This window comes from Microbacterium rhizosphaerae (assembly GCF_034120055.1).
GTDB lineage: Bacteria > Actinomycetota > Actinomycetes > Actinomycetales > Microbacteriaceae > Microbacterium > Microbacterium rhizosphaerae.
In genome coordinates this window covers 301,871-324,228 of the sequence record NZ_CP139368.1, presented here as the reverse complement: position 1 = coordinate 324,228, position 22,358 = coordinate 301,871, and the positions used below count along the sequence as shown (strand labels likewise).

Annotated in this window: 19 protein-coding genes; 8 read left to right on the top strand and 11 right to left on the bottom strand. The window is 69.8% G+C overall.

The genetic code is table 11. From position 1 onward, the window contains the following. Nucleotides 1-95: 95 nt before the first annotated feature. The 4 genes from SM116_RS01495 to SM116_RS01480 form a co-directional block, all read right to left on the bottom strand. Entirely contained in the window at nucleotides 96-1,790 is a 1,695-nt protein-coding gene (locus SM116_RS01495; RefSeq protein ID WP_320942700.1) for an ABC transporter ATP-binding protein, read from the bottom strand. After that, nucleotides 1,787-2,758 (bottom strand): ABC transporter permease, encoded by a 972-nt coding sequence (locus tag SM116_RS01490; RefSeq protein ID WP_320942699.1) that lies wholly within the window; start codon nucleotides 2,756-2,758, stop codon nucleotides 1,787-1,789. The genes SM116_RS01495 and SM116_RS01490 overlap by 4 nt, the downstream gene beginning before the upstream one ends. A gap of 1 nt (nucleotide 2,759) precedes the next feature. Further along, nucleotides 2,760-3,833, bottom strand: a complete 1,074-nt coding sequence (locus SM116_RS01485) for an ABC transporter permease (RefSeq protein WP_320942698.1) — start codon at nucleotides 3,831-3,833, stop codon at nucleotides 2,760-2,762. 70 nt (nucleotides 3,834-3,903) lie between these two features. Next, nucleotides 3,904-5,532 (bottom strand): ABC transporter substrate-binding protein, encoded by a 1,629-nt coding sequence (locus SM116_RS01480; RefSeq protein ID WP_320942697.1) that lies wholly within the window; start codon nucleotides 5,530-5,532, stop codon nucleotides 3,904-3,906. 193 nt (nucleotides 5,533-5,725) lie between these two features. On the opposite strand from SM116_RS01480, the gene SM116_RS01475 reads away from it, so the two are divergent. The 4 genes from SM116_RS01475 to SM116_RS01460 all read left to right on the top strand — a co-directional run bounded on the left by SM116_RS01475 (nucleotide 5,726) and on the right by SM116_RS01460 (nucleotide 9,306). Then, complete coding sequence (locus SM116_RS01475; protein ID WP_320942696.1) at nucleotides 5,726-6,658, top strand: ABC transporter ATP-binding protein; 933 nt, start codon at nucleotides 5,726-5,728, stop codon at nucleotides 6,656-6,658. Next, the gene (locus tag SM116_RS01470) at nucleotides 6,655-7,482 is read left to right on the top strand and encodes an ABC transporter permease (protein WP_320942695.1); all 828 of its coding nucleotides are present in this window, start codon (nucleotides 6,655-6,657) and stop codon (nucleotides 7,480-7,482) included. Before SM116_RS01475 ends, SM116_RS01470 begins: the two co-directional genes overlap by 4 nt. 70 nt (nucleotides 7,483-7,552) lie before the next feature. Continuing rightward, nucleotides 7,553-8,704: a sensor histidine kinase gene (locus SM116_RS01465; protein ID WP_320942694.1), complete on the top strand. Its 1,152-nt coding sequence runs from the start codon at nucleotides 7,553-7,555 to the stop codon at nucleotides 8,702-8,704. Continuing rightward, nucleotides 8,701-9,306 (top strand): response regulator transcription factor, encoded by a 606-nt coding sequence (locus tag SM116_RS01460; RefSeq protein WP_320942693.1) that lies wholly within the window; start codon nucleotides 8,701-8,703, stop codon nucleotides 9,304-9,306. Before SM116_RS01465 ends, SM116_RS01460 begins: the two co-directional genes overlap by 4 nt. Before the next feature lie 12 nt (nucleotides 9,307-9,318). Here SM116_RS01460 and SM116_RS01455 read toward each other — a convergent pair whose 3' ends face one another. The 6 genes from SM116_RS01455 to SM116_RS01430 all read right to left on the bottom strand — a co-directional run bounded on the left by SM116_RS01455 (nucleotide 9,319) and on the right by SM116_RS01430 (nucleotide 16,414). After that, on the bottom strand, nucleotides 9,319-9,771 hold the full coding sequence (locus tag SM116_RS01455; protein WP_320942692.1) for a hypothetical protein: 453 nt from the start codon (nucleotides 9,769-9,771) through the stop codon (nucleotides 9,319-9,321). A 64-nt stretch (nucleotides 9,772-9,835) separates the two neighbouring features. Beyond that, entirely contained in the window at nucleotides 9,836-10,213 is a 378-nt protein-coding gene (locus SM116_RS01450) for a DUF779 domain-containing protein (protein ID WP_320942691.1), read from the bottom strand. Between the two features lie 71 nt (nucleotides 10,214-10,284). After that, on the bottom strand, nucleotides 10,285-11,835 hold the full coding sequence (gene exaC / locus SM116_RS01445) for an acetaldehyde dehydrogenase ExaC (protein WP_320942690.1): 1,551 nt from the start codon (nucleotides 11,833-11,835) through the stop codon (nucleotides 10,285-10,287). Nucleotides 11,836-11,916: 81 nt separating this feature from the next. Then, nucleotides 11,917-13,236: a GAF domain-containing protein gene (locus tag SM116_RS01440; protein WP_320942689.1), complete on the bottom strand. Its 1,320-nt coding sequence runs from the start codon at nucleotides 13,234-13,236 to the stop codon at nucleotides 11,917-11,919. A gap of 172 nt (nucleotides 13,237-13,408) precedes the next feature. After that, complete coding sequence (locus SM116_RS01435) at nucleotides 13,409-14,836, bottom strand: CCA tRNA nucleotidyltransferase (protein WP_320942688.1); 1,428 nt, start codon at nucleotides 14,834-14,836, stop codon at nucleotides 13,409-13,411. Between the two features lie 45 nt (nucleotides 14,837-14,881). Continuing rightward, entirely contained in the window at nucleotides 14,882-16,414 is a 1,533-nt protein-coding gene (locus SM116_RS01430) for a DUF7059 domain-containing protein (RefSeq protein WP_320942687.1), read from the bottom strand. Between the two features lie 148 nt (nucleotides 16,415-16,562). Between SM116_RS01430 and SM116_RS01425 the strand changes: the two genes are divergently transcribed. The 4 genes from SM116_RS01425 (at nucleotide 16,563) to trxA (ending at nucleotide 21,881) form a co-directional block, all read left to right on the top strand. Then, nucleotides 16,563-18,809 (top strand): DUF6049 family protein, encoded by a 2,247-nt coding sequence (locus tag SM116_RS01425; protein ID WP_320942686.1) that lies wholly within the window; start codon nucleotides 16,563-16,565, stop codon nucleotides 18,807-18,809. Further along, nucleotides 18,806-20,386 (top strand): murein biosynthesis integral membrane protein MurJ, encoded by a 1,581-nt coding sequence (murJ, locus tag SM116_RS01420; RefSeq protein WP_320942685.1) that lies wholly within the window; start codon nucleotides 18,806-18,808, stop codon nucleotides 20,384-20,386. The genes SM116_RS01425 and murJ overlap by 4 nt, the downstream gene beginning before the upstream one ends. Nucleotides 20,387-20,485: 99 nt before the next feature. Then, complete coding sequence (gene trxB, locus SM116_RS01415) at nucleotides 20,486-21,487, top strand: thioredoxin-disulfide reductase (protein WP_320942684.1); 1,002 nt, start codon at nucleotides 20,486-20,488, stop codon at nucleotides 21,485-21,487. 70 nt (nucleotides 21,488-21,557) lie between these two features. Further along, complete coding sequence (trxA, locus tag SM116_RS01410; RefSeq protein ID WP_320942683.1) at nucleotides 21,558-21,881, top strand: thioredoxin; 324 nt, start codon at nucleotides 21,558-21,560, stop codon at nucleotides 21,879-21,881. A gap of 110 nt (nucleotides 21,882-21,991) precedes the next feature. Here trxA and SM116_RS01405 read toward each other — a convergent pair whose 3' ends face one another. Continuing rightward, nucleotides 21,992-22,336, bottom strand: coding sequence for a tryptophan synthase subunit alpha (locus SM116_RS01405; RefSeq protein ID WP_320942682.1), 345 nt, complete (start codon nucleotides 22,334-22,336; stop codon nucleotides 21,992-21,994). Nucleotides 22,337-22,358 lie beyond the last annotated feature (22 nt).

Here is a 22,358-nt window from a genome sequence, read left to right as displayed (position 1 = left end):
CGCGTGCGCCTGGGGGACCCGCAGCATCCGCGAGACGACCATGTCGACCTGTCGCGTGAGGAACAGCGCGGAGCCGAAGGCCGGTCCGTGCGACGTCAGGCGACGGTCTCGTGCCAGGCGGCTCGACGCAGCGCCTGCGCCGCCGGGTCGGGCACGGGCAGCGAGGCGAGGAGGCGCTTGGTGTAGTCGTCCTTCGGGTCGGTCAGCACCTGCACCGTGGTGCCCTGCTCGCGGATGACGCCGTGCCGCAGCACGACGATCCGGTCGGCCACCTCGTCGATGACGGCGAGATCGTGGCTGATGAACAGGCAGGCGAAACCGAGCTGCGCCTGCAGCTCGGCGAACAGCTCGAGCACGCGCGCCTGCACGGACACGTCGAGAGCGCTCGTCGGCTCGTCCGCGATGAGCAGCTTGGGGTGGAGCGCGATGGCGCGCGCGAGCGAGGCCCGCTGGCGCTGGCCGCCGGACAGCTCGTGCGGGTACCGGTCGCCGAACGCCTGGGGCAGGTGCACCGCATCCAGCAGTTCGTCGACGCGGGGGCGGGCGCCTGCGACGCTTCGCGCCCGTCCGTGGACGATGAGAGGCTCCGCGATGCACTCCGCGATGGTCAGGAGCGGGTTGAAGCTGGTCGCCGGGTCCTGGAAGACGAAACCGATGTCGGGGCGCAGCTTCGTGAGACGTCGGGAGCGCGCGCCCTTCATCTCGGTGCCGAGCACGGTGAGCGACCCCTCCACGACGGGGGTGAGCCCGACGATCGATCGCCCGATCGTCGTCTTGCCCGAACCCGACTCACCGACGAGCCCGACGACCTCGTTCGGACCGATCCAGAAGTCCACGCCCTTCACGGCGATGACCCCCGCGCTGCCGAACCGTCCGGGATACGCGATGTGCAGGTTCTGCGCGACGACCACGGCATCGGCAGGTGCGGTCGTGGGCGCAGGGATGCCGGCATCCTGCGTGGCGCTCTTGCCCTGGCCCACGCGCGGGACGGCCGCAAGCAGCTCGCGGGTGTACTCCTGCTGGGGGTTCGCGAACAGCTCGCGCGCCGACGCCTGCTCGACGATCTCGCCCTGATACATCACGATCACACGGTCCGCGAGGTCGGCGACGACGCCCATGTTGTGCGTGATGATGACGACCGTGGCGCCGAACTCGTCGCGGCACGCCCGCAGCAGGTCGAGGATCTCGGCCTGGACCGTCACGTCGAGGGCGGTCGTGGGCTCGTCGGCGATGATGAGGCCGGCGTCGAGCACGAGGGCCATCGCGATGACGATGCGCTGCTTCTGGCCGCCGGAGAACTGGTGCGGGTACTCGTCGACGCGGTGCTCCGGGTCGGGGATGCCGACCTTGCGCAGGATGTCGACCGCGCGGGCGCGCATCTCCTTCTTGCTGAGCTTCTCGTGGGCGGCCAGGCCCTGTGCGATCTGATCGCCGATCGAGAGGACCGGGTTCAGTGCCGTGGACGGCTCCTGGAACACCATGGCCGCGTCCCGGCCGCGCATGGCGCGGAGCTGGGACGACGAGGCGTGCACGACATCCGTCTCTCCGCCGTCGCGGCCCTGGATGACGATGGCCCCCGACATGGTCGCGTTCTCGGGGATGAGCCCCAGGAGCGCGTTCGCGGTGACGGTCTTGCCCGAGCCCGACTCGCCGACGATGGCGAGCACCTCGCCGGCGTGGGCCTGCAGCGAGATGCCGTCGACGGCGACGACGGGCTCGCCATCCGTCGCGAACACCACGCGGAGTCCCTCGACGGATGCGATGTCGGGAGTCGTGTCGACGGGAGTCATGCGGCACCTCCGGCGCGGCGGCGACGGCGCAGGCGCGGGTCGCTCAGGTCGTTCAGGCTCTCGCCGATGAGGGTGATGCCGAGCACCACGATGACGATCGCGACGCCCGGGGGGATCGCGGTCCACCAGATGCCGCTCGTGACGTCCTCGACGGAGCGGTTGAGGTCGTACCCCCACTCCGCCGCCGACGTCGGCTCGATGCCGAAGCCGAGGAAGCCGAGGCCGGCGAGCGTGAGCAGCGCCTCGGACGCGTTGATCGTGACGATGACCGGGATCGTGCGGGTCGAGTTGCGCAGCACGTGACGGAACAGGATGCGGTTCGTCGGCACGCCGATCACCCGCGCCGACTCCACGAACGGCTCGGCCTTGACACGCACGACCTCCGCGCGCACGACGCGGAAGTACTGCGGAACGAACACGACGGTGATCGAGATCGCGGCGGAGAAGATCCCACCCCACAGGTTGGCCTGGCCCTGTGTGATCACGATCGACATGACGATCGCGAGGAGCAGCGAGGGGAAGGCGTAGATCGCGTCGGCGATGACCACGAGCGTGCGGTCGAGCCATCCGCCGAAGTAGCCGCTCAGGAGGCCGACCGTGACGCCGAGGAAGATCGAGAACACGATCGCGAACAGGATCGCGAGAAGGGCGGTCTGCGCGCCCCAGATCGTGCGCGACAGCACGTCGAACCCGCTGACGGTCGTGCCGAGGAGGTTCACCGGGTTGGGCGGCTGACGTGTGCCGAAGTCCTTGCCGTTCACGCCGAGCTGAGCCCATCCATAGGGCGCTATCCAGGGAGCGAAGACCGCGACGATGATGAAGAGCGCGCCCAGGGCGAGGCCGATCGTCAGCATGGTGCGCTGGAGGCCCACGCTCTGACGCAGCTGAGAGAGCACCGGGATGCGGTCGATCACCCGCTTCTTCCGCGGCGCGACGGCGACGGTGGCCGTGGTCGTGGGAGCAGCCATGTCAGTACCTCACCCGCGGGTCGATGACGACGGCGAGCACGTCCACGATGAAGTTCGCGACCGCCACGATGATCGCGATCAGGATGACGATGCCCTGCACCGCCACGAAGTCCCGCGCCTTCAGATACTCGGACAGCATGAACCCGAGGCCCTTCCACTCGAAGGACGTCTCGGTGAGCACCGCGCCGGACAGCAGGGCCGCGATCTGCAGGCCCATCAGCGTGATGATGGGGATGAGGGCGGGGCGATAGGCGTTCTTGGTCACGAGGGTGTACTCGCCGACGCCGCGCGAGCGGGCGGAGGTGACGAACTGCGACCCGAGCGTGCCGATGACGTTGGTGCGCACGAGGCGCAGGAAGATGCCCGCGGTCAGCAGCCCGAGGGCGATGGCGGGCAGCACCGCGTGCCACAGCACGTCGGCGACGGCGGCCGGATCGCCCAGCCGGATCGCGTCGATCAGGTAGATGCCGGTCGGATTGGTGATGCTCTGCAGCTCGAGCTCGACGCGGACGGATGCGCGGCCGGCCACCGGGAAGGCTCCGAGGTTCACCGCGAGGATGAGCTTCAGCAGGATCGCGACGAAGAAGATGGGCGTCGCGTAGGCGAGGATCGCGCCGGTGCGCAGGATCGCGTCCTGCCAGCGGTCGCGCCGGTACGCCGCGATGAGGCCGAACGGGATGCCGACCAGGAGCGCCACGATCAGCGCGTAGAACGCGAGCTCGAGCGTCGCGCTGCCGTACTGCAGCAGGATCTGCGAGACGGGACGGTTATCGGTGAGCGTCGTCCCGAGGTCGCCCACGAGCAGGTTGCGCAGGTACTCGACGTACTGGACGAGGATGGGCCTGTCGTAGCCGGCCTCGTGGATGCGTCGTGCCAGCTCGGCCGGTGCGAGCCGGCCGCCGAGCGCAGCCGTGATGGGGTCGCCCGTCACGCGCATCAGGATGAACACGACGGTCACGAGGATGAGGATCGTCGGGATGATCAGCAGGAGGCGGATCAGGATGTAGCGCCACAGACCACCGCGCTTCGCGGTGACGGGGCTGGCGAAATCGGCGGCATCGACCGCAGTGACCATGAGTGAACCTTAGGACGTCACGGCACGGGCCGGGAGGGGCGAACCCCTCCCGGCCCGGGTCTGGTCTTGCTTACTTGTGCAACGGTGCGTAGCGGAACTTGAACGAGGCGTCGAGGGTCGTGCCCTGGACGTCCTTGCCGACGACCGCGATCTGCGTGCCCTGCAGGAGCGGGATCGTCGAGAGGTCCTTCGCGACGAGGTCCTGGATCTGCTCGATCTGCTGCTTGCGCGAATTCGCGTCGGGGTTCGTGGCCTCCTTGGCGAGGAGGTCCTGCACCTGGGGGTTGTCGTAGTGGTTCGACAGGAAGTTCTCCTTGGAGAAGAACGGCGTCAGGTAGTTGTCCGCATCCGAGAAGTCCGGGAACCAGCCCAGCTGATAGACCGGGTAGCCGTCGACGCGCTGCTTCTGGTACGTGACCCACTCGGTCTGCGCGAGGTTGACGGTGAACAGGCCGCCGTTCTCGAGCTGCGCCTTGATCTTGGCGTACTCGTCACCCGACGAGGCGCCGTAGTGGTCGCCGTTGTACTGGAGGTTCAGCGTGACCGGCGTGGTGACACCCGCGGCCTGCAGCGTCTGCTTGGCCTTGTCGAGGCTGGGGCCGCCCTTGCCGTCGCCGTAGAGACCCTTGAGGGAATCGTTCGCGCCGGTGAAGCCCTGCGCCACGTACGAGTACAGCGGCGTGAAGGTGTCCTGATAGACGTCCTTCGCGATCGCCGGACGGTCGATGAGGTCGGCGGCGGCCTGGCGGACGGCGAGCGCCTTCGCGGCGTCGGCGCCCTGCGCGGTCGCGCCGAACGGCATCGTGTTGAAGTTCCACACGATGTAGCGGATGGCGCCGCCGGGGCCGTCGACGACCTTGACGTTCTTGTTCGTCTTGAGGTCGGAGATGTCGGACGGCGACAGGCTCGGGAAGGCCACGTCGATGTTGCCCTTGCCGATGTCGAGCTTCTCGTTCGACGGGTCGGCGTAGTACTTCACCGTGACGCCCGAGTTCTGCGGGGCGCCGAGGTTGCCCTGGTAGCCCTTGTAGGGCACGTACTCGATGAGCTGGTTGACCTTGTACGACTTGATCTCGTACTGGCCGGCGAAGGCCTTGCCCTCGACGATCGTGTTGTCCGGCGTGACCTTGTCGGCCGAGAAGACCTTCTCGTCGACGATCGGAGCGGCGGGGCTCGAGAGCACCTGGGCCCACGTCTGGTCGTTCGGGTTCTTGAGGTGGAACACGACGGTCGTGGCATCTGGCGTCTCGACGCTGTCGAGGTTGCCCAGGAGGGATGCAGGGCCGTTGGGGTCGTTGATCTTGACCATGCGGTCGAACGAGAACTTCACGTCGGACGAGTCGAGCGCGTCGCCGTTGGCGTACTTCAGACCCGGCTTCAGCTTGACGGTGTACTCGGTCGGCGATGTGAACTCGGCCGACGTGGCGATGTCGGGCGTGACCTCGGCCGTGCCGTACTTGCTGTTCAGCAGGAACGGGTAGATCTGGTTCATGACTGCGAACGAGCCGTTGTCGTACGAGCCGGCCGGGTCGATCGAGGTGATCTTGTCGGTGGTGCCGATGATGAGCGGCTGGCTGGAGGCAGCGGTGCTGCCACCGCCGCTGTTGGTGCTGGCGCAACCCGCGAGCACGACGGCGGTCGCGCCGACGGCGCCGATCGCCAGGCCCAGACGGGCGCGAGTGGAACGACGGACAGTCATGGTTCCCCTTCGAAACGAGAATTGCGCACGCCGGGTCGACGCCGCATGACGAACTATCTTCACCCGCGGCATCGGATCCGTCGCCTGAGGTGAATGATTCGTAACCGAATCGAGACACGGCATGACGGATGTCACACCCGGATCGTGACGACCGGACGAATCGTGCGCGTCGGGGCGCGGGCATCCTGGATGCATGGAAACAACCACAGTGCGCTCGCCGGGCGAGCGCGTCGAGACCGTCACGGCGATCGCCGCAGCCGGGCTCGTGAAGAGCTTCGGGAAGGTGCACGCGGTGCGCGGCGTCGATCTGACGGTGCGCGCGGGCGAGATCGTCGCGTTCCTCGGCCCCAACGGCGCCGGGAAGACGACGACGATCGACATGCTGCTCGGTCTGTCCCATCCGGATGCGGGTTCGGTCGAGGTCTTCGGACGCACGCCGCGCGCCGCCATCGCCCACGGTCTCGTCTCGGCCGTGCTGCAGACCGGCGGACTGCTGAAGGACCTCACGGTGCGCGAGACCCTGCGGCTCACGGCCAGCCTCTTCGCCGAGACCCGTCCGGTCGACGAGGTGCTCGAGCGTGCCGGCATCCGCGAGATCGCGGACCGCAAGGTCGCAGTGTGCTCGGGAGGCCAGCAGCAGCGGCTGCGGTTCGCGATGGCGCTGCTCAGCGACCCCGGCCTGCTGATCCTCGACGAGCCGACGACGGGGATGGATGTCGAGGGCCGACGCTCGTTCTGGAGCTCCATCCGCGCCGACGCGGCCCGTGGTCGCACGGTCCTCTTCGCAACGCACTACCTCGATGAGGCCGACGAGTACGCCGACCGCATCGTCCTCATGAGCCAGGGACGCGTCGTCGCCGACGGCACGACATCGGAGATCAAGAACCTCGTGTCCGGCCGCGTCGTCCACGCGACTCTCCGCGGCGCCGATCAGGTCGCTCTGGCCGCGCTGCCCGACGTCGAGAGCGTCGAAGCGCAGGGCGACCGCATCGCGATCCACACGAAGGACTCGGATGCCGTGGCCCGCTACCTGCTCACGCAGACGCCGGCCCGGGATGTCGAGATCACCCCGCAGAACCTCGAGAGCGTGTTCCTCGCTCTCACCTCGGAAGGAGAGGCAGCATGATCCCCACGCCCGCTGCAGCCGCCCCCGCGGATCGCGTGCGGCTCGACCGCCGTGTGCCGCCGCTCGGGGGATTCAACGTGACCTACCTGGGCATCGAGCTCGCGCGCAAGTTGCGCAACCGCCGGACGCTCATCTTCACGATCGCGTTCCCGGTGCTGATGTTCATCGTCATCGGCGGCCGGTTCCTCACCGTGCCCCTCACCGAGACGCCGATCTCGGCCGGCGGACCGTCCGTCGCGGCCTACATCATGGTCTCGATGGCCATGTACGGCGCGATGATGTCCGCCACGCAGACCGGCGCCGCCGTCGCCGTCGAGCGCGCGCAGGGCTGGAGCAGGCAGCTGCTCCTCACGCCGCTGAACCCGTTCGTCAACGTCATCATCAAGATGATCGCCGGCATGCTCCTCGGTCTGCTCGCGGTCATCGCGACCTACATCACCGGCGCCATCGCCGGGGTGCACCTCACTCCGGCCCAGTGGATCGTCACGGGCCTCACGAGCTGGGTGCTCGCCAGCGCGGTGTTCACCACCCTCGGGCTGATGGTCGGCTACATGGTGCCCGGTGAGAACGCGGCGCAGATCACGAGCCTCGCGATCGTGCTCCTCTCGTTCATCGGCGGCATCTTCTACCCGCTCAACAACATGCCGGACTTCCTGCAGACGATCGCGAAGTTCACGCCCGTCTACGGCATCGGGCAGATGGCGCGCGCGCCGCTGACCGGCGACTCGTTCGACATCCTGTGGCTCGTGAACGCCCTGGTGTGGCTCGGCATCTTCCTCGCCGGGACGGTCTTCTTCTTCCGGCGCGACACCAAGCGAGGGTGAGCGGACGCCGTCCTCCGACGCCTCGGCGTTGGAGGACGGCCGGGCTCTAGGGTGAGAGCGAGGTGAGGTCATGAGCGACGATCGGTACGGTCCGCGCTGGCCGGTGCTGTCGGCCGGCACACGTGTCGGGGAGGGTCTGACCCGACCCTCGGTGCTGTGGTCTCCTGGCGCGCGCCGCTGGTATATCGGCGGCGGCATATCCCTCATCTGGCTGATCAGCGCCGGCACGCAGATCGTCCAGGTCGCCGGTTCGACGGCCTCGGCGACCGTCGGCATCGTCCTGCTGTGCGGGTATGCCCTGGCCTTCCTCGCGGCCACGCCTCTCAACTGGACTCTTGGTCTCCGCGGCCGCCTTCTCGTCATCGCCGCGGTCTTCGCGCTGTCGTTCGCCTTGTGGCCGTGGCTCGACTGGCAGGTATGCGCGGTCTGGACCTATGTCGGCGTCCTCGTCGCCACGGCCGTCGTGCCCTGGCAGCTCACCTGGACCTCGATCCTCGGGCTCTCGGCGCTGGCTCTCGTCTTCGACGTCATCCACCAGGGCTGGAACGCGAACGTGCTGTGGGTGCCGGCGATCATCGCGTCGATATCGCTCATGATGGCCGCGTTCATGCGGTCGATCGTCGCTGTCAACCAGACCCGCCTCGCGCAGCGGGAGGTCGAGCGCATCGCCGCGGAGCGCGAGCGCGGACGGGTGGCGCGCGACATCCACGACATCCTGGGCCACTCGCTCACCGTGATCACGGTGAAGAGCGAGCTCGCGGGGCGGCTCGTCGACGTCGACCCCGAGCGGGCGAAGGCCGAGATGGCCGAGGTCGAGGGGCTCGCGCGCGGAGCTCTCGCCGACGTGCGCGCGACGGTCGCCGGCTTCCGCGGCGTGAGCATCAGCGGGGAGCTCGCGGCCGCCCGCGTCGCCCTGTCGGCGGCGGACATCTCGCTCGACGCGCCCTCGACGACGGATGCCGTGCCCCCCGAGCACCGGGAGCTGGCCGGATGGGTCGTGCGCGAGGGCGTGACGAACGTCGTGCGCCACGCACAGGCGCGGCGCTGCCGCATCCGTCTCGACTCCCGTGTGGTGTCGGTCGAGGACGACGGGGTCGGGCCGGTCGAGTCCGGATCCGGGACGGGGCTGTCCGGACTGCGGGAGCGCGTGGATGCCGCGGGCGGAATACTGTCGGTCGGTCGCAGCGAGCTGGGCGGATTCCGGCTCGAGGTGACCCTGTGATCCGGCTGCTGATCGCCGACGATCAGGCGCTCGTGCGCGGCGCTCTATCGGCGCTGCTCAGCCTCGAGTCCGACATCGAGGTGGTCGCCGAAGTCGGCCGCGGAGACGAGGTGGCCCCCGCGGCCCTGGCCGCGAGCGCCGACGTCGCCCTGCTCGACATCGAGATGCCCGGGATGGACGGGATCGCGGCCGCCGCCGAGCTGCGCACGAGGGTCCCATCGTGCCGCGCGCTGATGGTCACGACCTTCGGGCGGCCGGGATATCTCAAGCGCGCGATGCAGGCCGGCGCAGCCGGCTTCGTCGTGAAGGACACGCCTGCCCCGCAGCTGGCCGATGCCGTGCGGCGCGTCGCGCAGGGACTTCGCGTCGTGGACCCCGCACTGGCCGCGGAGTCGCTCGCACAGGGCGATTCGCCCCTGACCGAGCGTGAGACCGATGTGCTCGGCGTCGCGCTCACGGGAGGGTCGATCGCCGACATCGCCCGCATCCTGCACCTGTCCGAGGGCACCGTGCGCAATCACCTGTCGAGCGCGATCGGCAAGACCGGCGCCCGCAATCGCGCAGACGCGGCCCGCATCGCCGAGGAGAGCGGCTGGCTCTGAGCCTGTTGCTCCTCAGGCTTCGGCGCGGCCGGACGGCTCTTCGGGGTCGGGCTGGTCGTCCCGGCCGGAGTGGGGGAGCGGCGGCGTCGGCTGCGGGGGCTGAGGGGGCTGAGGGCCTCCATATGCCTGCTGTCCTCCCGGGTAGCCGGGATAGGGCTGGCCGGTCGTCGATGGCGGCACAGGATAACCGGGTTGCGTGCCCGGATGGCCGGGCTGGGGGCTGGGCTGTGCGGGCTGGCCGGGCTGTGCGCTCGGATAGACCGGGTACGGCTGCTGTGCCGCCGGGTAGACGTGCGAGCCGCCGCTGGGCCGGCCGGAGTCGAGCCAGCGGGTGTGCGCCTTGAGCGCATGGAGTGCGGCGAGCCGCACAGCCGCGTAGATGATGCCGAACAGGGCCGCGAGCGCGATCAGCCAGAGGAAGATGACGGCGATCCAGCCGACCCCGGCCATTCCGTATCCATACATGGCCCTGAGCCTACGTCCGCAGCTGCCTGGTCTGGCCCTCCCCGGGATGCGAAGGGGGTGATCGTCAGCCGGCCAGGCCGAAGTGCGCGAGCTCGGACTCGTCGAGCATCCGGCTGCGGATGAGGAACCGCATGCCCGTCGGGCCTTCCACCGAGAAGCCCGCGCCGCGTCCCGGCACCACGTCGATCGTGAGGTGCGTGTACTTCCAGTACTCGAACTGCGCGTGCGACATGTAGACCCGGATCGGGTCGTCCAGGCCGACGTCGATCGTGCCGAGATCCACGTCGCCGGGACCCGTCAGGAACATCCCGACCGGGTAGCACATCGGCGAGCTGCCGTCGCAGCATCCACCGGACTGATGGAACATCAGCGGCCCGTGCTGTGCCGTGAGTTCGCGCAGGAGGGATGCCGCGGCATCCGTCACCGCCACGCGCTCCGTCATTCCGCTCTCCTCCGTGAATGGGCGACCCCGGGCGGAGTCTGGGGGACCTCCGCCCGGGTCCGGATACCGGCTCAGAAGAAGCCCATGGCTCCGTCGGCATACGACACCAGCAGGTTCTTCGTCTGCTGGTAGTGGTCGAGCATCTTGAGGTGGTTCTCGCGGCCGATGCCCGACTGCTTGTAGCCGCCGAAGGCGGCGTGCGCGGGGTACTGGTGGTAGGTGTTCGTCCACACGCGTCCGGCCTCGATCGACCGGCCGGCCCGGTAGGCGGTGTCGCCGGAACGGCTCCAGACGCCCGCGCCGAGGCCGTAGAGCGTGTCGTTGGCGATGGAGATCGCGTCGTCGAAGTCCGAGAACGACGTGACCGAGACGACCGGCCCGAAGATCTCCTCCTGGAAGATCCGCATGTCGTTCGTGCCCTCGAACACCGTCGGTGCGACGTAGTACCCGCCGGACAGCTCGCCGCCCAGGTCGACCCGCTCCCCGCCGGTCAGAAGCTTCGCGCCGCCGGCCTTGCCGATCTCGATGTACGACAGGATCTTCTCGAGCTGGTCGTTCGAGGCCTGCGCGCCGATCATCGTCTCCGGGTCGAGCGGGTTGCCCTGCCTGATCCGGGCGACCCGCTCGAGGCCGTCGCCGAGGAACCGGTCGTAGATCGACCGCTGGATGAGCGCGCGCGACGGGCACGTGCAGACCTCGCCCTGGTTCAGGGCGAAGAACGTGAAGCCCTCGAGGGCCTTGTCGTAGTACGCGTCATCCGTCGACTGGGCGACGTCCTCGAAGAAGACGTTCGCCGACTTGCCTCCGAGCTCGAGCGTCACCGGGATGAGGTTCTGCGAGGCGTACTGCATGATCAGGCGGCCCGTCGTGGTCTCGCCGGTGAACGCGACCTTGCGGATGCGCTTGTGCTGCGCGAGCGGTGCGCCCGCCTCGATGCCGAAGCCGTTCACGATGTTCACGACGCCCGCCGGCAGCAGGTCGCCGATGATGTCGAAGAGGAACAGCAGGGATGCGGGGGTCTGCTCGGCCGGCTTGATCACGACGCAGTTGCCCGCCGCGAGCGCGGGCGCGAGCTTCCAGGCGGCCATGAGGATGGGGAAGTTCCACGGGATGATCTGGCCCACGACGCCCAGCGGCTCGTGGAAGTGGTAGGCGACCGTGTCCTCGTCGAGCTGGCTGAGCGAGCCCTCCTGGGCACGCAGGACGCCTGCGAAGTAGCGGAAGTGGTCGACCGTGAGCGGGATGTCGGCCGCCAGCGTCTCGCGGACCGGCTTGCCGTTCTCCCACGTCTCGGCGACGGCGATGCGCTCGAGGTTCTGCTCGATGCGATCGGCGATCTTGTTCAGGATGACGGCGCGCTCGGCGGGAGTGGTGCGCTTCCAGGACTCGAACGCCTTCCACGCGACGTCCACCGCGCGGTCGATGTCCTCGACGGTGCCGCGGCCGACCTCGCAGAACGGCTTGCCGGTGACCGGCGTGATGTCCTCGAAGTACTCGCCCTTGATCGGGTCGACGAACTCTCCGCCGATGTAGTGGCCGTACCGGGTGCGGTACTCGGCGACCGACCCGCGCTCACCCGGCGCGGCATAGACGCTCGAGACGCCCTCTTCGACGATGGTCATGGTGTCTCCTTCGACGTTGTCCGCGGCTTCTGTGCCGCGATGCGTCGACGGTAGGCGCCGGAAGGTTGCAGAACGTTGCGCTCAGGCTTCGAGGCGCTCGATGCGGGCGACGAGGCCCGCGCGGCGCGGCGATCGCGCCGGCAGCATCGAGAGGCACAGCCGCAGCAGCTCGACATCGTCGGCCGCGGCATCCGTCTCCGCGAACGTCAGAAGCACGTCGACGCTCGCCTCCGCCATCAGCGCCTCCCGCAGGGCAGTGCGCACGTTGTCGCGGTACTCCTCGACTCCCGGGGCCGTCGACTCCGGAAGCGCGTCACCGCGGTAGGCCGCGAGTGCGACCCGGTGCGCGCCGCGGTCCAGGAGAGACAGGACCTGCTCGGCATCCGTCTCGAGCGGGACGTCGAGGCGATAGGGCTTGGATGCGGGCGCGAGATCGGGCGCGATGCGCTCGAGCGTCTTGCGCAGCCGCACCATCTCGGCACGCAGCGTGACGGTCGCACCGGGGTCTGCGTAGACGAGCTCGGCCAGGCGCTCGGCCGAGAGGCCCTGGCGGTGCGTGGCGAGCATGAGCAGCAGCTCGGCGTGGCGGGTCGTGACCTCGGCGACGTGCTCGCCCTCGTCCATCGCGACCTCGAGAAGCGCCTTGCTGCGACCCAGGACCGACAGCGTCGCGCGCACCGGGGCCGATCGGGGGGAGGCGCGTCGCGGCGCACGGCTCTGTGCGCGAGCCCGCATGCGGCTGAGCAGCAGCTCGCCCTCCACGGCGCGGGCGGTGGCATCCACCAGCAGCTGCGCCTGCGGAGAGACGACCGGCTCGCCGCCTGTCACGTCGATCACGCCGAGCACACGGCGGGTCTCCGGGTCGTGAACCGGTGCCGCGGTGCACGACCACGGCTGCACGAGCCGGTTGAAGTGCTCCGCCCCGCGGATCTGCACCGAGCGATCCAGCGCGAGCGAGGTGCCCGGGGCGGAGGTGCCCACGGCATCCTCCGACCAGTCCGCACCCGCGATGAAGCCCATGTCGCCGGTCAGCGTCCGCACGTGCGCGTCGCCCTCGACCCACAGCAGACGGCCGGCCGCATCGCCGACCGCGACGACGACTCCGGAGTCGGTCGGATCGCCCGGCATCAGCAGGCCGCGGATCATGTCGATGACACCGGCCAGCGGATGCTCGCTGCGCAGCCGCTCGAGCTGCTCGGCATCCAGCGCCAGGGGAGGGAGCCCCTCGACGCCCACGAGACTCTCGAGTGAGCGCCGCCAGCTGTCGCGCACGATGCCGCGGATGTCGGCGAGCCGCGGATCGGCGCTGTTGCCGCTCACGAACTCGTCGTGGGCGCGCTCGATGAGCAGGCGGGATGCGTCAGGCGATCCCGGACGGCGAGGAGTCCACGGCGAGGACATGCAGGCTCCGTTCGAGCGACGGTGCTGGGCCCAGTGTAGGCCGGGTGTCGCTGCCGAGGCGCGCCGCGCATGTCACGACCCACGAAGCTGCAGAGTTCTGCCGTTCTGCGGACCCCAGATGGTCGAAGCGTCCGCCGCCGCGCAGATCTCCGCGGTTCTGCAGCAGCTCGCGTCAGGTGCGGGCGGCCCACCACTCGCGCAGGCGCTGCTCCGCCGCATCCGGTCCGATCACGCCCTCGTCCAGACGCACGTCGAGCAGGAAGCGGTAGGCCTCGCCGACCTCTCGGCCCGGCGCGATGCCGAGGATCTCCTGGATGCGGTTGCCGTCGAGCTCGGGGCGGATGGCGTCGAGCTCCTCCTGCGCGGCGAGCTCGACGATGCGCCGCTCGATGTCGTCGTAGGCGCCGGCCAGCCGTGCCGCCTTGCGCTTGTTGCGGGTCGTCACGTCGGCACGGGTCAGGATGTGCAGGCGCTCGAGCTGGGGGCCCGCATCCCGCACGTAGCGCCGCACGGCGGAATCGGTCCACGCGCCCTCGGCGTAGCCGAAGAACCGCAGGTGCTGGTCGATGAGCTGGGTGACCGAGTCGATGGTCGCGGAGTCGAACCGCAGCTCCTTCAGGCGCCGCCGGGCCAGGCGCGCACCCTTGGCGTCGTGGTGGTGGAACGACACGCCGCCGCCCGGCTCGAGTCGACGGGTCGACGGCTTTCCGATGTCGTGGAGGAGGGCCGCCAAGCGCAGCGGCACGTCGGGCGCCGCATCCGGGCGCCGTTCGCCTTCGAGCTCGATCGCCTGGCGCAGCACGGTCAGCGAGTGCTCGTAGACGTCCTTGTGATGGTGATGCTCGTCGATCTCGAGCCGCAGCGCAGGGATCTCGGGCAGGAACTCGGACATCAGGCCGGTGTCGACGAGCAGACGGATGCCGCGGACCGGGTCGTCCGTCTGCATCAGCCGCACGAGCTCACCCTGGATGCGCTCGGGGCTGACGATCTGGATCGTGCTGCGCAGCTCGGCGATCGCGGCGATCGTGTCGTCGTCGACCTCGAACCCCAGCTGGGACGCGAAACGGGCGGCGCGTAGCATCCGGAGCGGGTCGTCGCCGAAGCTCACCCGCGGGTCGCTCGGCGTGCGCAGGATGCCGCGCACGAGGTCCTCGACGCCGCCGGTGGGGTCGACCAGCGTGCGTCCGGGCACCCGCAAGGCCATCGAGTTCACCGTGAAGTCGCGGCGCACCAGGTCGCCGTCGATCGTGTCGCCGAACTCCACGGTCGGCTTGCGTGTGGCGCCGTCGTAGCTGTCGGCGCGATATGTCGTGATCTCGACCTGCTCATGCCGCACACGGGCGCCGATCGTGCCGAAGTCGCGCCCGACATCCCACTGCACCGAGCTGATCGGCTTCACGATCCGCAGGATCTCGTCAGGCCGGGCGTCGGTCGTGAAGTCGTGGTCGTTCACCGGTCGCCCGAGCAGGGCATCGCGCACGGGCCCGCCGACGATCGCCAGCTCGTGGCCGGCCTCGGCGAAGGCTTCGGCGAGGGTCGCGACCACGGGCGACTCGGCGAGAGCGCCCAGGCGTGCGACGCCCTCGGCCATGTTCAGCATGACATCGAGCCTAACCGGGGCCTTCGACCCCGCCTGTGCGCCGATTCAGTCGGCGAAGCGCAGGAAGCCCGTGAACAGCAGCTCGCGGACACGGGAGAGGAGGTCGGTGCGCAGGGCCACGGCATCCGTGTCCATGAGCTGGGCGATCGCGTCGATGAGCGGACCGACCGCGAGATCGCCGTCGCTCGCACCCACGAGCGCCGCGAGCGCGGGGTCCACATCGAGCACCCTCCCGAACCCACCGCCCTGGCGCAGCTCGATGACGCTCGGGTTCTCGGCCCCGGGCAGGTGATGACGCGCCTCGGTCACATCGGGTGCGACGAGCAGGATGGATGCCGCGAGCCCGTCGTCGTCGAGCGCCGCAAGCCGATCGTGCGCCGCGAGGGCGGCGGTGAGGTGCGACCCGAGGCCGCCCTCGGAGACGGGCTGGAGCAGCCGTTCGTACCGGCTGAGCGCCGGCACGCCGGTGAGCGGCCTGCGGAGGAGGATGTAGCCGAAGCCGATCGCGGTCACGCCGCGCGCGGCGAAGTCGTCCAGCCAGGCGCCGAGCAGTTCGTCGAAGCGCGCCATGCCGGGCGCGGTGCCCCCGTCGCGGATCCACAGCTCCGCGTAGGCGATCGGGTCGAGGTCCTCGCGCTCGACGACCCACGCGTCGAGTGGCACGGGAGACCCCTCGACCCATTCCCGCACCCGGTCGAGGCCCGCGACACCGTCGCGCGTCTCCCAGTTGCCGAGCAGCTGTGCCGTGCCGCCGGGCGCGAGGTGCGTTCCCACACCGGCGACGAACTCGGCGACCAGTCCGTCGCCGACACGGCCGGCATCCCGGTACTCGTAGGCCGGTACGCCGGCGGTGCGAGGTGTGATCACGAACGGCGGGTTCGAGACGATCCGGTCGAAGAGCTCCCCGCGCACCGGCTCGAACATGTCGCCGATGCGGGTCTCGATCCCATCGACGCCGTTGAGCGCGGCATTCAGGCGGGTGAACGCGAGCGCGCGCTCGGAGACATCCGTGGCGACCACCCGCGGCGCCTGGCGCCGCGCCCGGAGCGCCTGGATGCCGCATCCCGTGCCGAGATCCAGTGCGCGGGACGCCGGGCTGGTGAGCTGGAGGCCGGCGAGGGTGAGGGATGCGCCGCCCACGCCGAGCACGTGATCCTCGGGCAGCGGACCGCCGAGCGCGGCCTCGTCGAGGTCGCTCGCCATCCACCACTCACCGGCGCCGTCCTCGTCGACGAACGCCTGCGGGCGGATGAGGGCGAGCGGCCGGACGAGACCGTCCTCGTGCACCACGAGCCCCAGGGACTCGAGGCCTTCGAGCCCGGTCGCAGGGAACGCCGCATCCACGTCGGCGACGGCGTCGCCGAGCCCGAACAGCCGAGCGATCACGGCGACCGCCGAATCGTCGCCCGCGAGCAGGCGTCGGGCGGGCAGCGCGTGACCGCGGCCGATCGCGCCGTCTGCTGCGGCGCCCCACAATCGACGCAGTCCCTCCGTCGTGTAGCCGGCGGCGGACAGATCGGCCGCAAGCGCGCGGGCGAGCGCCTCGTCCGTTCGAGGCACGGGGTGGGGGAGCGGCATCCCTCCATTCTCCCCGTGCCCACCCGTGCCCACCGCTCGCATGCCCGCACTGGGAGCGTCTCACCGGATGCGCCGAACCACGCCCCGTAGAATCACCGGAGCACGAGCATGAGCATGTGCGTGGAGCGCACACGAGCAGAAGCCGAGCATGACCACGACCTCCCCCGGCGCGCACGCGGCCGCTGCGGCTTCCGCAGACGCCGCGCGCACGGGCGCGCCTGCGTGGGGGGCCGTCCGCCGGATCGCTCGCCGGGCAGCGGTGGGAACCGCTGCGCTGGCCGTCGCTGCATCCGCCGTCCTGGTCGCCCCGGGCATGGCGCACGCGGCCGATCCGACGCCGAGCCCGTCCGCCACTCAACTGTCGGGCAAGGCCACGCTCACCCTTTCGCCGCTCGGGCGGGGTGTCGTGCCGCAGCAGGGCGGCCTGTCCGCCTATGTCACGCTCGACAACGGCACCGCTGCGGAGTTCGACGGCGGCACGGTCACCCTGTCGGTCGGCACGGCGCCGCTCGCCGACCGCACCGCACTGTCGGCATGGCTCGGCGGGGATCGCTCGGGCGTCGAGCTGATGACGGTCGGCACGACACCGATGGACCCCGTGCCGTCCGGCGGGTCGTCGCCGGTGCTCGTGCAGGTGCCGGCGGCGGACGCGCAGCGGGCGCCGGGTGTGTATCCGATGCTCGCGAGCCTCAATGACCCGGATGGGGCGATCACCGCACCAAGCGTCATGATCGTGTCCGACCCCGCCCAGCCTCAGGCCAGCGTCGGGGTCGTCGTTCCGATCACCGCGGGCCCGCTCACCACCGGGCTGCTGACGTCCGATCAGCTGCAGGCGATGACTGCGAGCGACGGCCGTCTCACGGCTCTCCTCGATGCCGTGGCAGGGACCCCGGCGATCCTCGCGGTCGATCCGGCCATACCGACCGCCATCCGGGTGCTCGGCAGTTCTGCGCCCGCCGATGCGACAGCCTGGCTCGACCGCCTGACCTCGCTGCCGAATGCCCGGTTCGCCCTGCAGTTCGGCGACGCCGACGTCGCTGCGCAGATCAACGCGGGCGCCGCGACCCTCATGACCCCTCTCGAACTCAGCGCCTACCTCGACCCGAGCCACTTCGAGAGCGGATCGGGCGGCGCGACGCCGGCGCCGACGGCGACGCCGAGCCTCCCGGACACGAAGACGCTGACCGGCGTCCCGGGAGCGGTGCGGGGCATCTACTGGCCCTTCAGCGACACGGCGACCGACAAGGTGCTGACGACCCTGCGTACCGCCGACACCACGGCGCTGACGCTCGTCGCCACCGGCTCCACCGCGGCGGGCGCATCGAACGCCACCGTGCCGGCCCGGGCGCGTATCGCGGGCTCCAGCGTCCTCCTGTACGACAGCGCCGTCTCGACGCAGCTCGCCGAGGCATCGGGCGCCACCGACCCGCAGCACCGCGGCGCGCCGCTGGCCGCAGCGACCGCGAACCTGGTCTTCGCGGGAAAGGATGCGGCCGGTGCTCCGCTCCTCGTCACCGTCGACAGGTCGAGCACGATGGATCCGGTCGGGCTCCGGGCGGCGATCGAGGCGGCCTTCGACGGAGCGACGCCCGCCACCCTGGCGTCGCTGGAGTCGGCATCCCCCGTCGACACGACGTTCGCGAAGACGGATGCCGACACCGCCCGCACCGCCGCCTTCACAGCGCTGTCGAGAGACGAAGAGGCGCTGCACGACTTCTCGTCGGTCCTCGACGATCCCGCCGTCCTCACCGGCCCTGAGCGCGGGCAGATCCTGCAGCTCATCGGCGGCGGCTGGGTCGGCGACGACCAGGCGTGGGCGGCGGCGCTCGCCGCGCATCGCGCGCAGACGGCGAAAACGCTCGACTCGGTGCGCATCCTCGCCCCCAGCGACCTCGTGGTGCTGAGCTCGGGCGCCGACCTGCGGTTCTGGGTGCGCAACGACCTGCAATGGCCGGTCAACGTGACCCTGCACGCCTCGCCCGACTCGCCGAAGCTGGTCGTGCAGCCGGTGACCGACGTGCAGGCGAGCGCAGCAAGCAACACGCGGACGATCGTCCCCGTGAAGGCTCGTGTCGGCAACGGCGAGGTGGCCATCTCGCTGTCGCTGAAGAGTCCGACGGGAGTCTCGATCGGCACGGTCCAGGTCGCCAACGTCAACGTCCGCGCCGACTGGGAGGGCTTCGGCCTCATCGCCCTCATCGTCCTCGTCGTGGCCTTCCTCGTGCTGGGCGTCATCCGCACGGTCCGGCGCAGACGGCGCCGCGCCGCCACGTCGGCTGCCGATGCGGGGGCCGCCGAAGAGCAGGCACAGGATGCGGCGGTGGATGCGGCGCCCGCAGACGCGGCATCCCCCGGTGCTCAAGACGAGCCCCACGACGTGGAGTCAGAGCGATGAGCAGCATCGGCCGCGCGAGCGCGCTCCTGGGCGCCGGCACCATCGTGTCCCGGCTGACGGGCTTCCTCCGCACGATCGTGCTCGTCGCCGCGATCGGCTCCACGTCGGCGGCCGGCAACGCGTTCGCGATCGCCAACCAGCTGCCGAACAACATCTACGCGATCATCTCGACGGGCATCCTCACCGCCGTGATCGTGCCGCAGATCGTGCGCTCCGCCGCGCATCCCGACGGCGGCAACGCGTTCGTCTCGAAGCTGCTGACGCTCGGCACGATCGTCCTGCTCGGGGCGACCGCGCTCGCGCTGCTGTTCGCCCCGCAGCTGATCGGGCTGTACGGCGCGCGATTCAGCGCCGAGCAGCGGACCCTCGGCACCGCCTTCGCCTACTGGTGCCTGCCGCAGATCTTCTTCTACGGGGTCTATTCGCTGTTCGGCGAGACGCTCAATGCGCGAAAGGTCTTCGGGCCGTTCACCTGGGCGCCGATCGTCAACAACATCGTGTCGATCGCGGGTTTCGGCGTCTTCATGCTCGTGTTCGGCGCGCAGCCGACGACGTGGACGCCGACGATGGTCGCGGTCCTGGGGGGCACCGCGACCCTCGGCATCGCCGTGCAGGCCGGCATCCTCATGCTGTTCTGGCGTCGCGCGGGCCTGCACATCCGCCCCGACTTCCACTGGCGGGGCGTGGGATTGCGCGACATCGGCAGGCTCGCAGGCTGGACCTTCCTCATGGTCCTCGCCGGGCAGCTCGCCGGGATCGTGCAGACCCGCGTGCTGCCGCCGGAAGGGAGCCCGGGCGCCTTCGCGACGGCGAACGCATGGCTGCTGTTCATGCTCCCGTACTCGATCATCGTGCTCTCGATCGGCACCCCCTACTTCACGAGGCTCAGCGAGCACGCCGCTGCCGACCGCGACGACGCCGTCCGCTCCGACATCGGCCAGAGCATCCGGACGCTCGGCGTCTTCATCGTGATCGCCACCGCGGCCCTGGCCGTGGCGGCGGTGCCGGCATCCCGGATCTTCACCGGGTCGGCCGCGCAGGCGGTGCAAGCCGCGCCCGTCCTGTGGTGCTACCTCGTGGGCCTGATCCCGCTCGCGGTGCTCTTCGTCATCCAGCGCACGTTCTACGCGTACCACGACACACGCACGCCGTTCTTCTTCACGCTGCTCCAGTGCACCCTCGTGGTGGGCACGGCACTCGTCGCCGCGGCCGTCCTTCCCGACGCGCTGCTCGCTGCCGGCGTGGCACTCGGGCAGTCGGTCTCGAGCCTCGTCCAGGTGATCGTGGCCACATGGCTCCTGCATCGGCGGCTCGGCGGCATCGGCACCGCCGTGTGGATCGGTGCGCTCGCCCGCTTCGCCGCAGCGGCCATCCCGGCGGCGGTCGTCGGCTGGCTGGCGTACGTCCTGCTCGGCGGGGCGACCGGCTGGATGACGCGCGGCCAGCTCTTCGGAGCCCTCGGCGCAGCGGTGATCGGCATCGTATGCCTCATCGTGTATGTGGGGATGCTCGCGCTCCTGCGAGCACCCGAGCTCGCCCCGGCCATGGGCATCGCGAGGCGACTCATCCGGCGCTGAGCCGCCTGCGACCTTCATACGTCGACACGCACAGGGCCCTGGAATGTCCCGCGGCTACGATGTGTTGAGCATCCGTGGACGTTCTGAAGGAGATCGCACGTGCGCCAGCTCATCATCATCGGCTCCGGCCCCGCCGCCCTGACCGCGGCCATCTACGCCGCTCGCGCCAACCTGGCACCCCTGGTCATCGCCAGCTCGGTCGAGGCGGGTGGCGAACTCATGAACACCACCGAGGTCGAGAACTTCCCGGGCTTCCCCGAGGCCGTCCAGGGTCCCGAGCTCATGACGAAGATCCAGGAGCAGGCCGAGAAGTTCGGCGCCGAGGTCGTCTACGACGATGTCGTGTCCGTCGACTTCGGCGGTCCGGTCAAGTCGGTGAAGCTCGGCAGCGGCACGACGCACGACGCAGCGGCCGTCATCTTCGCCACCGGCTCCGCGTATCGCAAGATCGGCATCGAGGGCGAAGAGCGGCTTTCCGGCCGTGGCGTCTCGTGGTGCGCGACGTGCGACGGCTTCTTCTTCCGTGAGCGCACGATCGCCGTCGTCGGCGGCGGCGACTCGGCGATGGAGGAGGCGACCTTCCTGACGCGTTTCGCGTCGAAGGTGTACGTCATCCATCGCCGCGACGAGCTCCGCGCGTCCAAGATCATGCAGGAGCGCGCCTTCGCGAACGAGAAGATCGAGTTCGTCTGGAACAGCGCCGTCGTCGACATTCTCGGGACGGATGCCGTCACCGGCGTCGTCCTCGAGGACACCGTGACCGGCGAGCGCCGCGAGCTGCCGCTCGAAGGCCTGTTCGTGGCGATCGGCAACGACCCGCGCACGCACCTCGTGCACGACGTGCTCGACCTGACGCCGGAGGGGACCATCTGGGTCGACGGCCGTTCGTCCCGTACCTCGGTGCCGGGAGTCTTCGCCGCGGGCGACGTCATCGACCCGACGTACCGACAAGCGGTCACGGCCGCCGCATCCGGGACCGTCGCCGCCCTCGACGCGGAGCACTTCCTCGCCGTGCTGAATGAGGCGGGGCTGCCCACTCCGGACGACGACCAGATCGCGGGTCTGCCTGACGCCGATCCCGTCGCCGCATCCCGCCACTGAGCCGGCCGGGAACAATCCAGGTCTTGCACCTGTTTATGCAAGCGAACGACTTCCGAGATAGGAGATGCAGATGACTGCGAAGGCCACGACTTCCGCGACCTGGGAGCAGGACGTGCTCAACGCGGACGGGCCCGTGCTCGTCGACTTCTGGGCGGCCTGGTGCGGCCCGTGTCGCATGGTTTCGCCGATCCTGGATGAGATCCAGTCGGAGAACAGCGACAAGATCACGATCCTCAAGCTCAACGTCGACGAGAACCCTGACCTCGCGATGAAGTACCAGATCACCTCGATCCCTGCGATGAAGGTCTTCCAGGGTGGAGAGGTCAAGACGACGATCATCGGCGCGAAGCCGAAGTTCGCCCTCGAGCAGGACCTGGCCGCTTTCCTCGGCTGAGCCAGGCAGTCCGCGTCGTTCCCCAGACGATGCGCAGGCGCGCTCGCGAGATCCCCGGTGATTCCCCATTCGCCGGGGATTTCGGTATATCTGGGGTGCGGTCGACCGTTTCAGGATGCGTCGCGGACGACGGCGTCCCATCGGCGGTGGGAGCCGGAGTCGCCGAGAAGCCGCCACACCGCACGCGTGAGCGGCGGATAGTCCAGCGCGATCTGCCGCAGAACCCGGTAGTGCCGAGAGGCGTTGGGCAGCTGGCCTCCGTCGGCCTCGATGTTCTCGGCGCGCAGCGTGAAGACGACGAGCTCGTCGACCGTCGGTAGGTCGCTCATGAACTCCCAGGGATCCTCGCCTGCGCGCAGCCGCTCCTCGACGAGCACCGAGAGCTCGTCGGACGCCTCTGCACGCAGCAGCTCGAGGCTGGCTCTGCGCGTGGGTGTCGCCTCCGACTCGTTCATCTCTCCAAGGGTAATCGCGTGC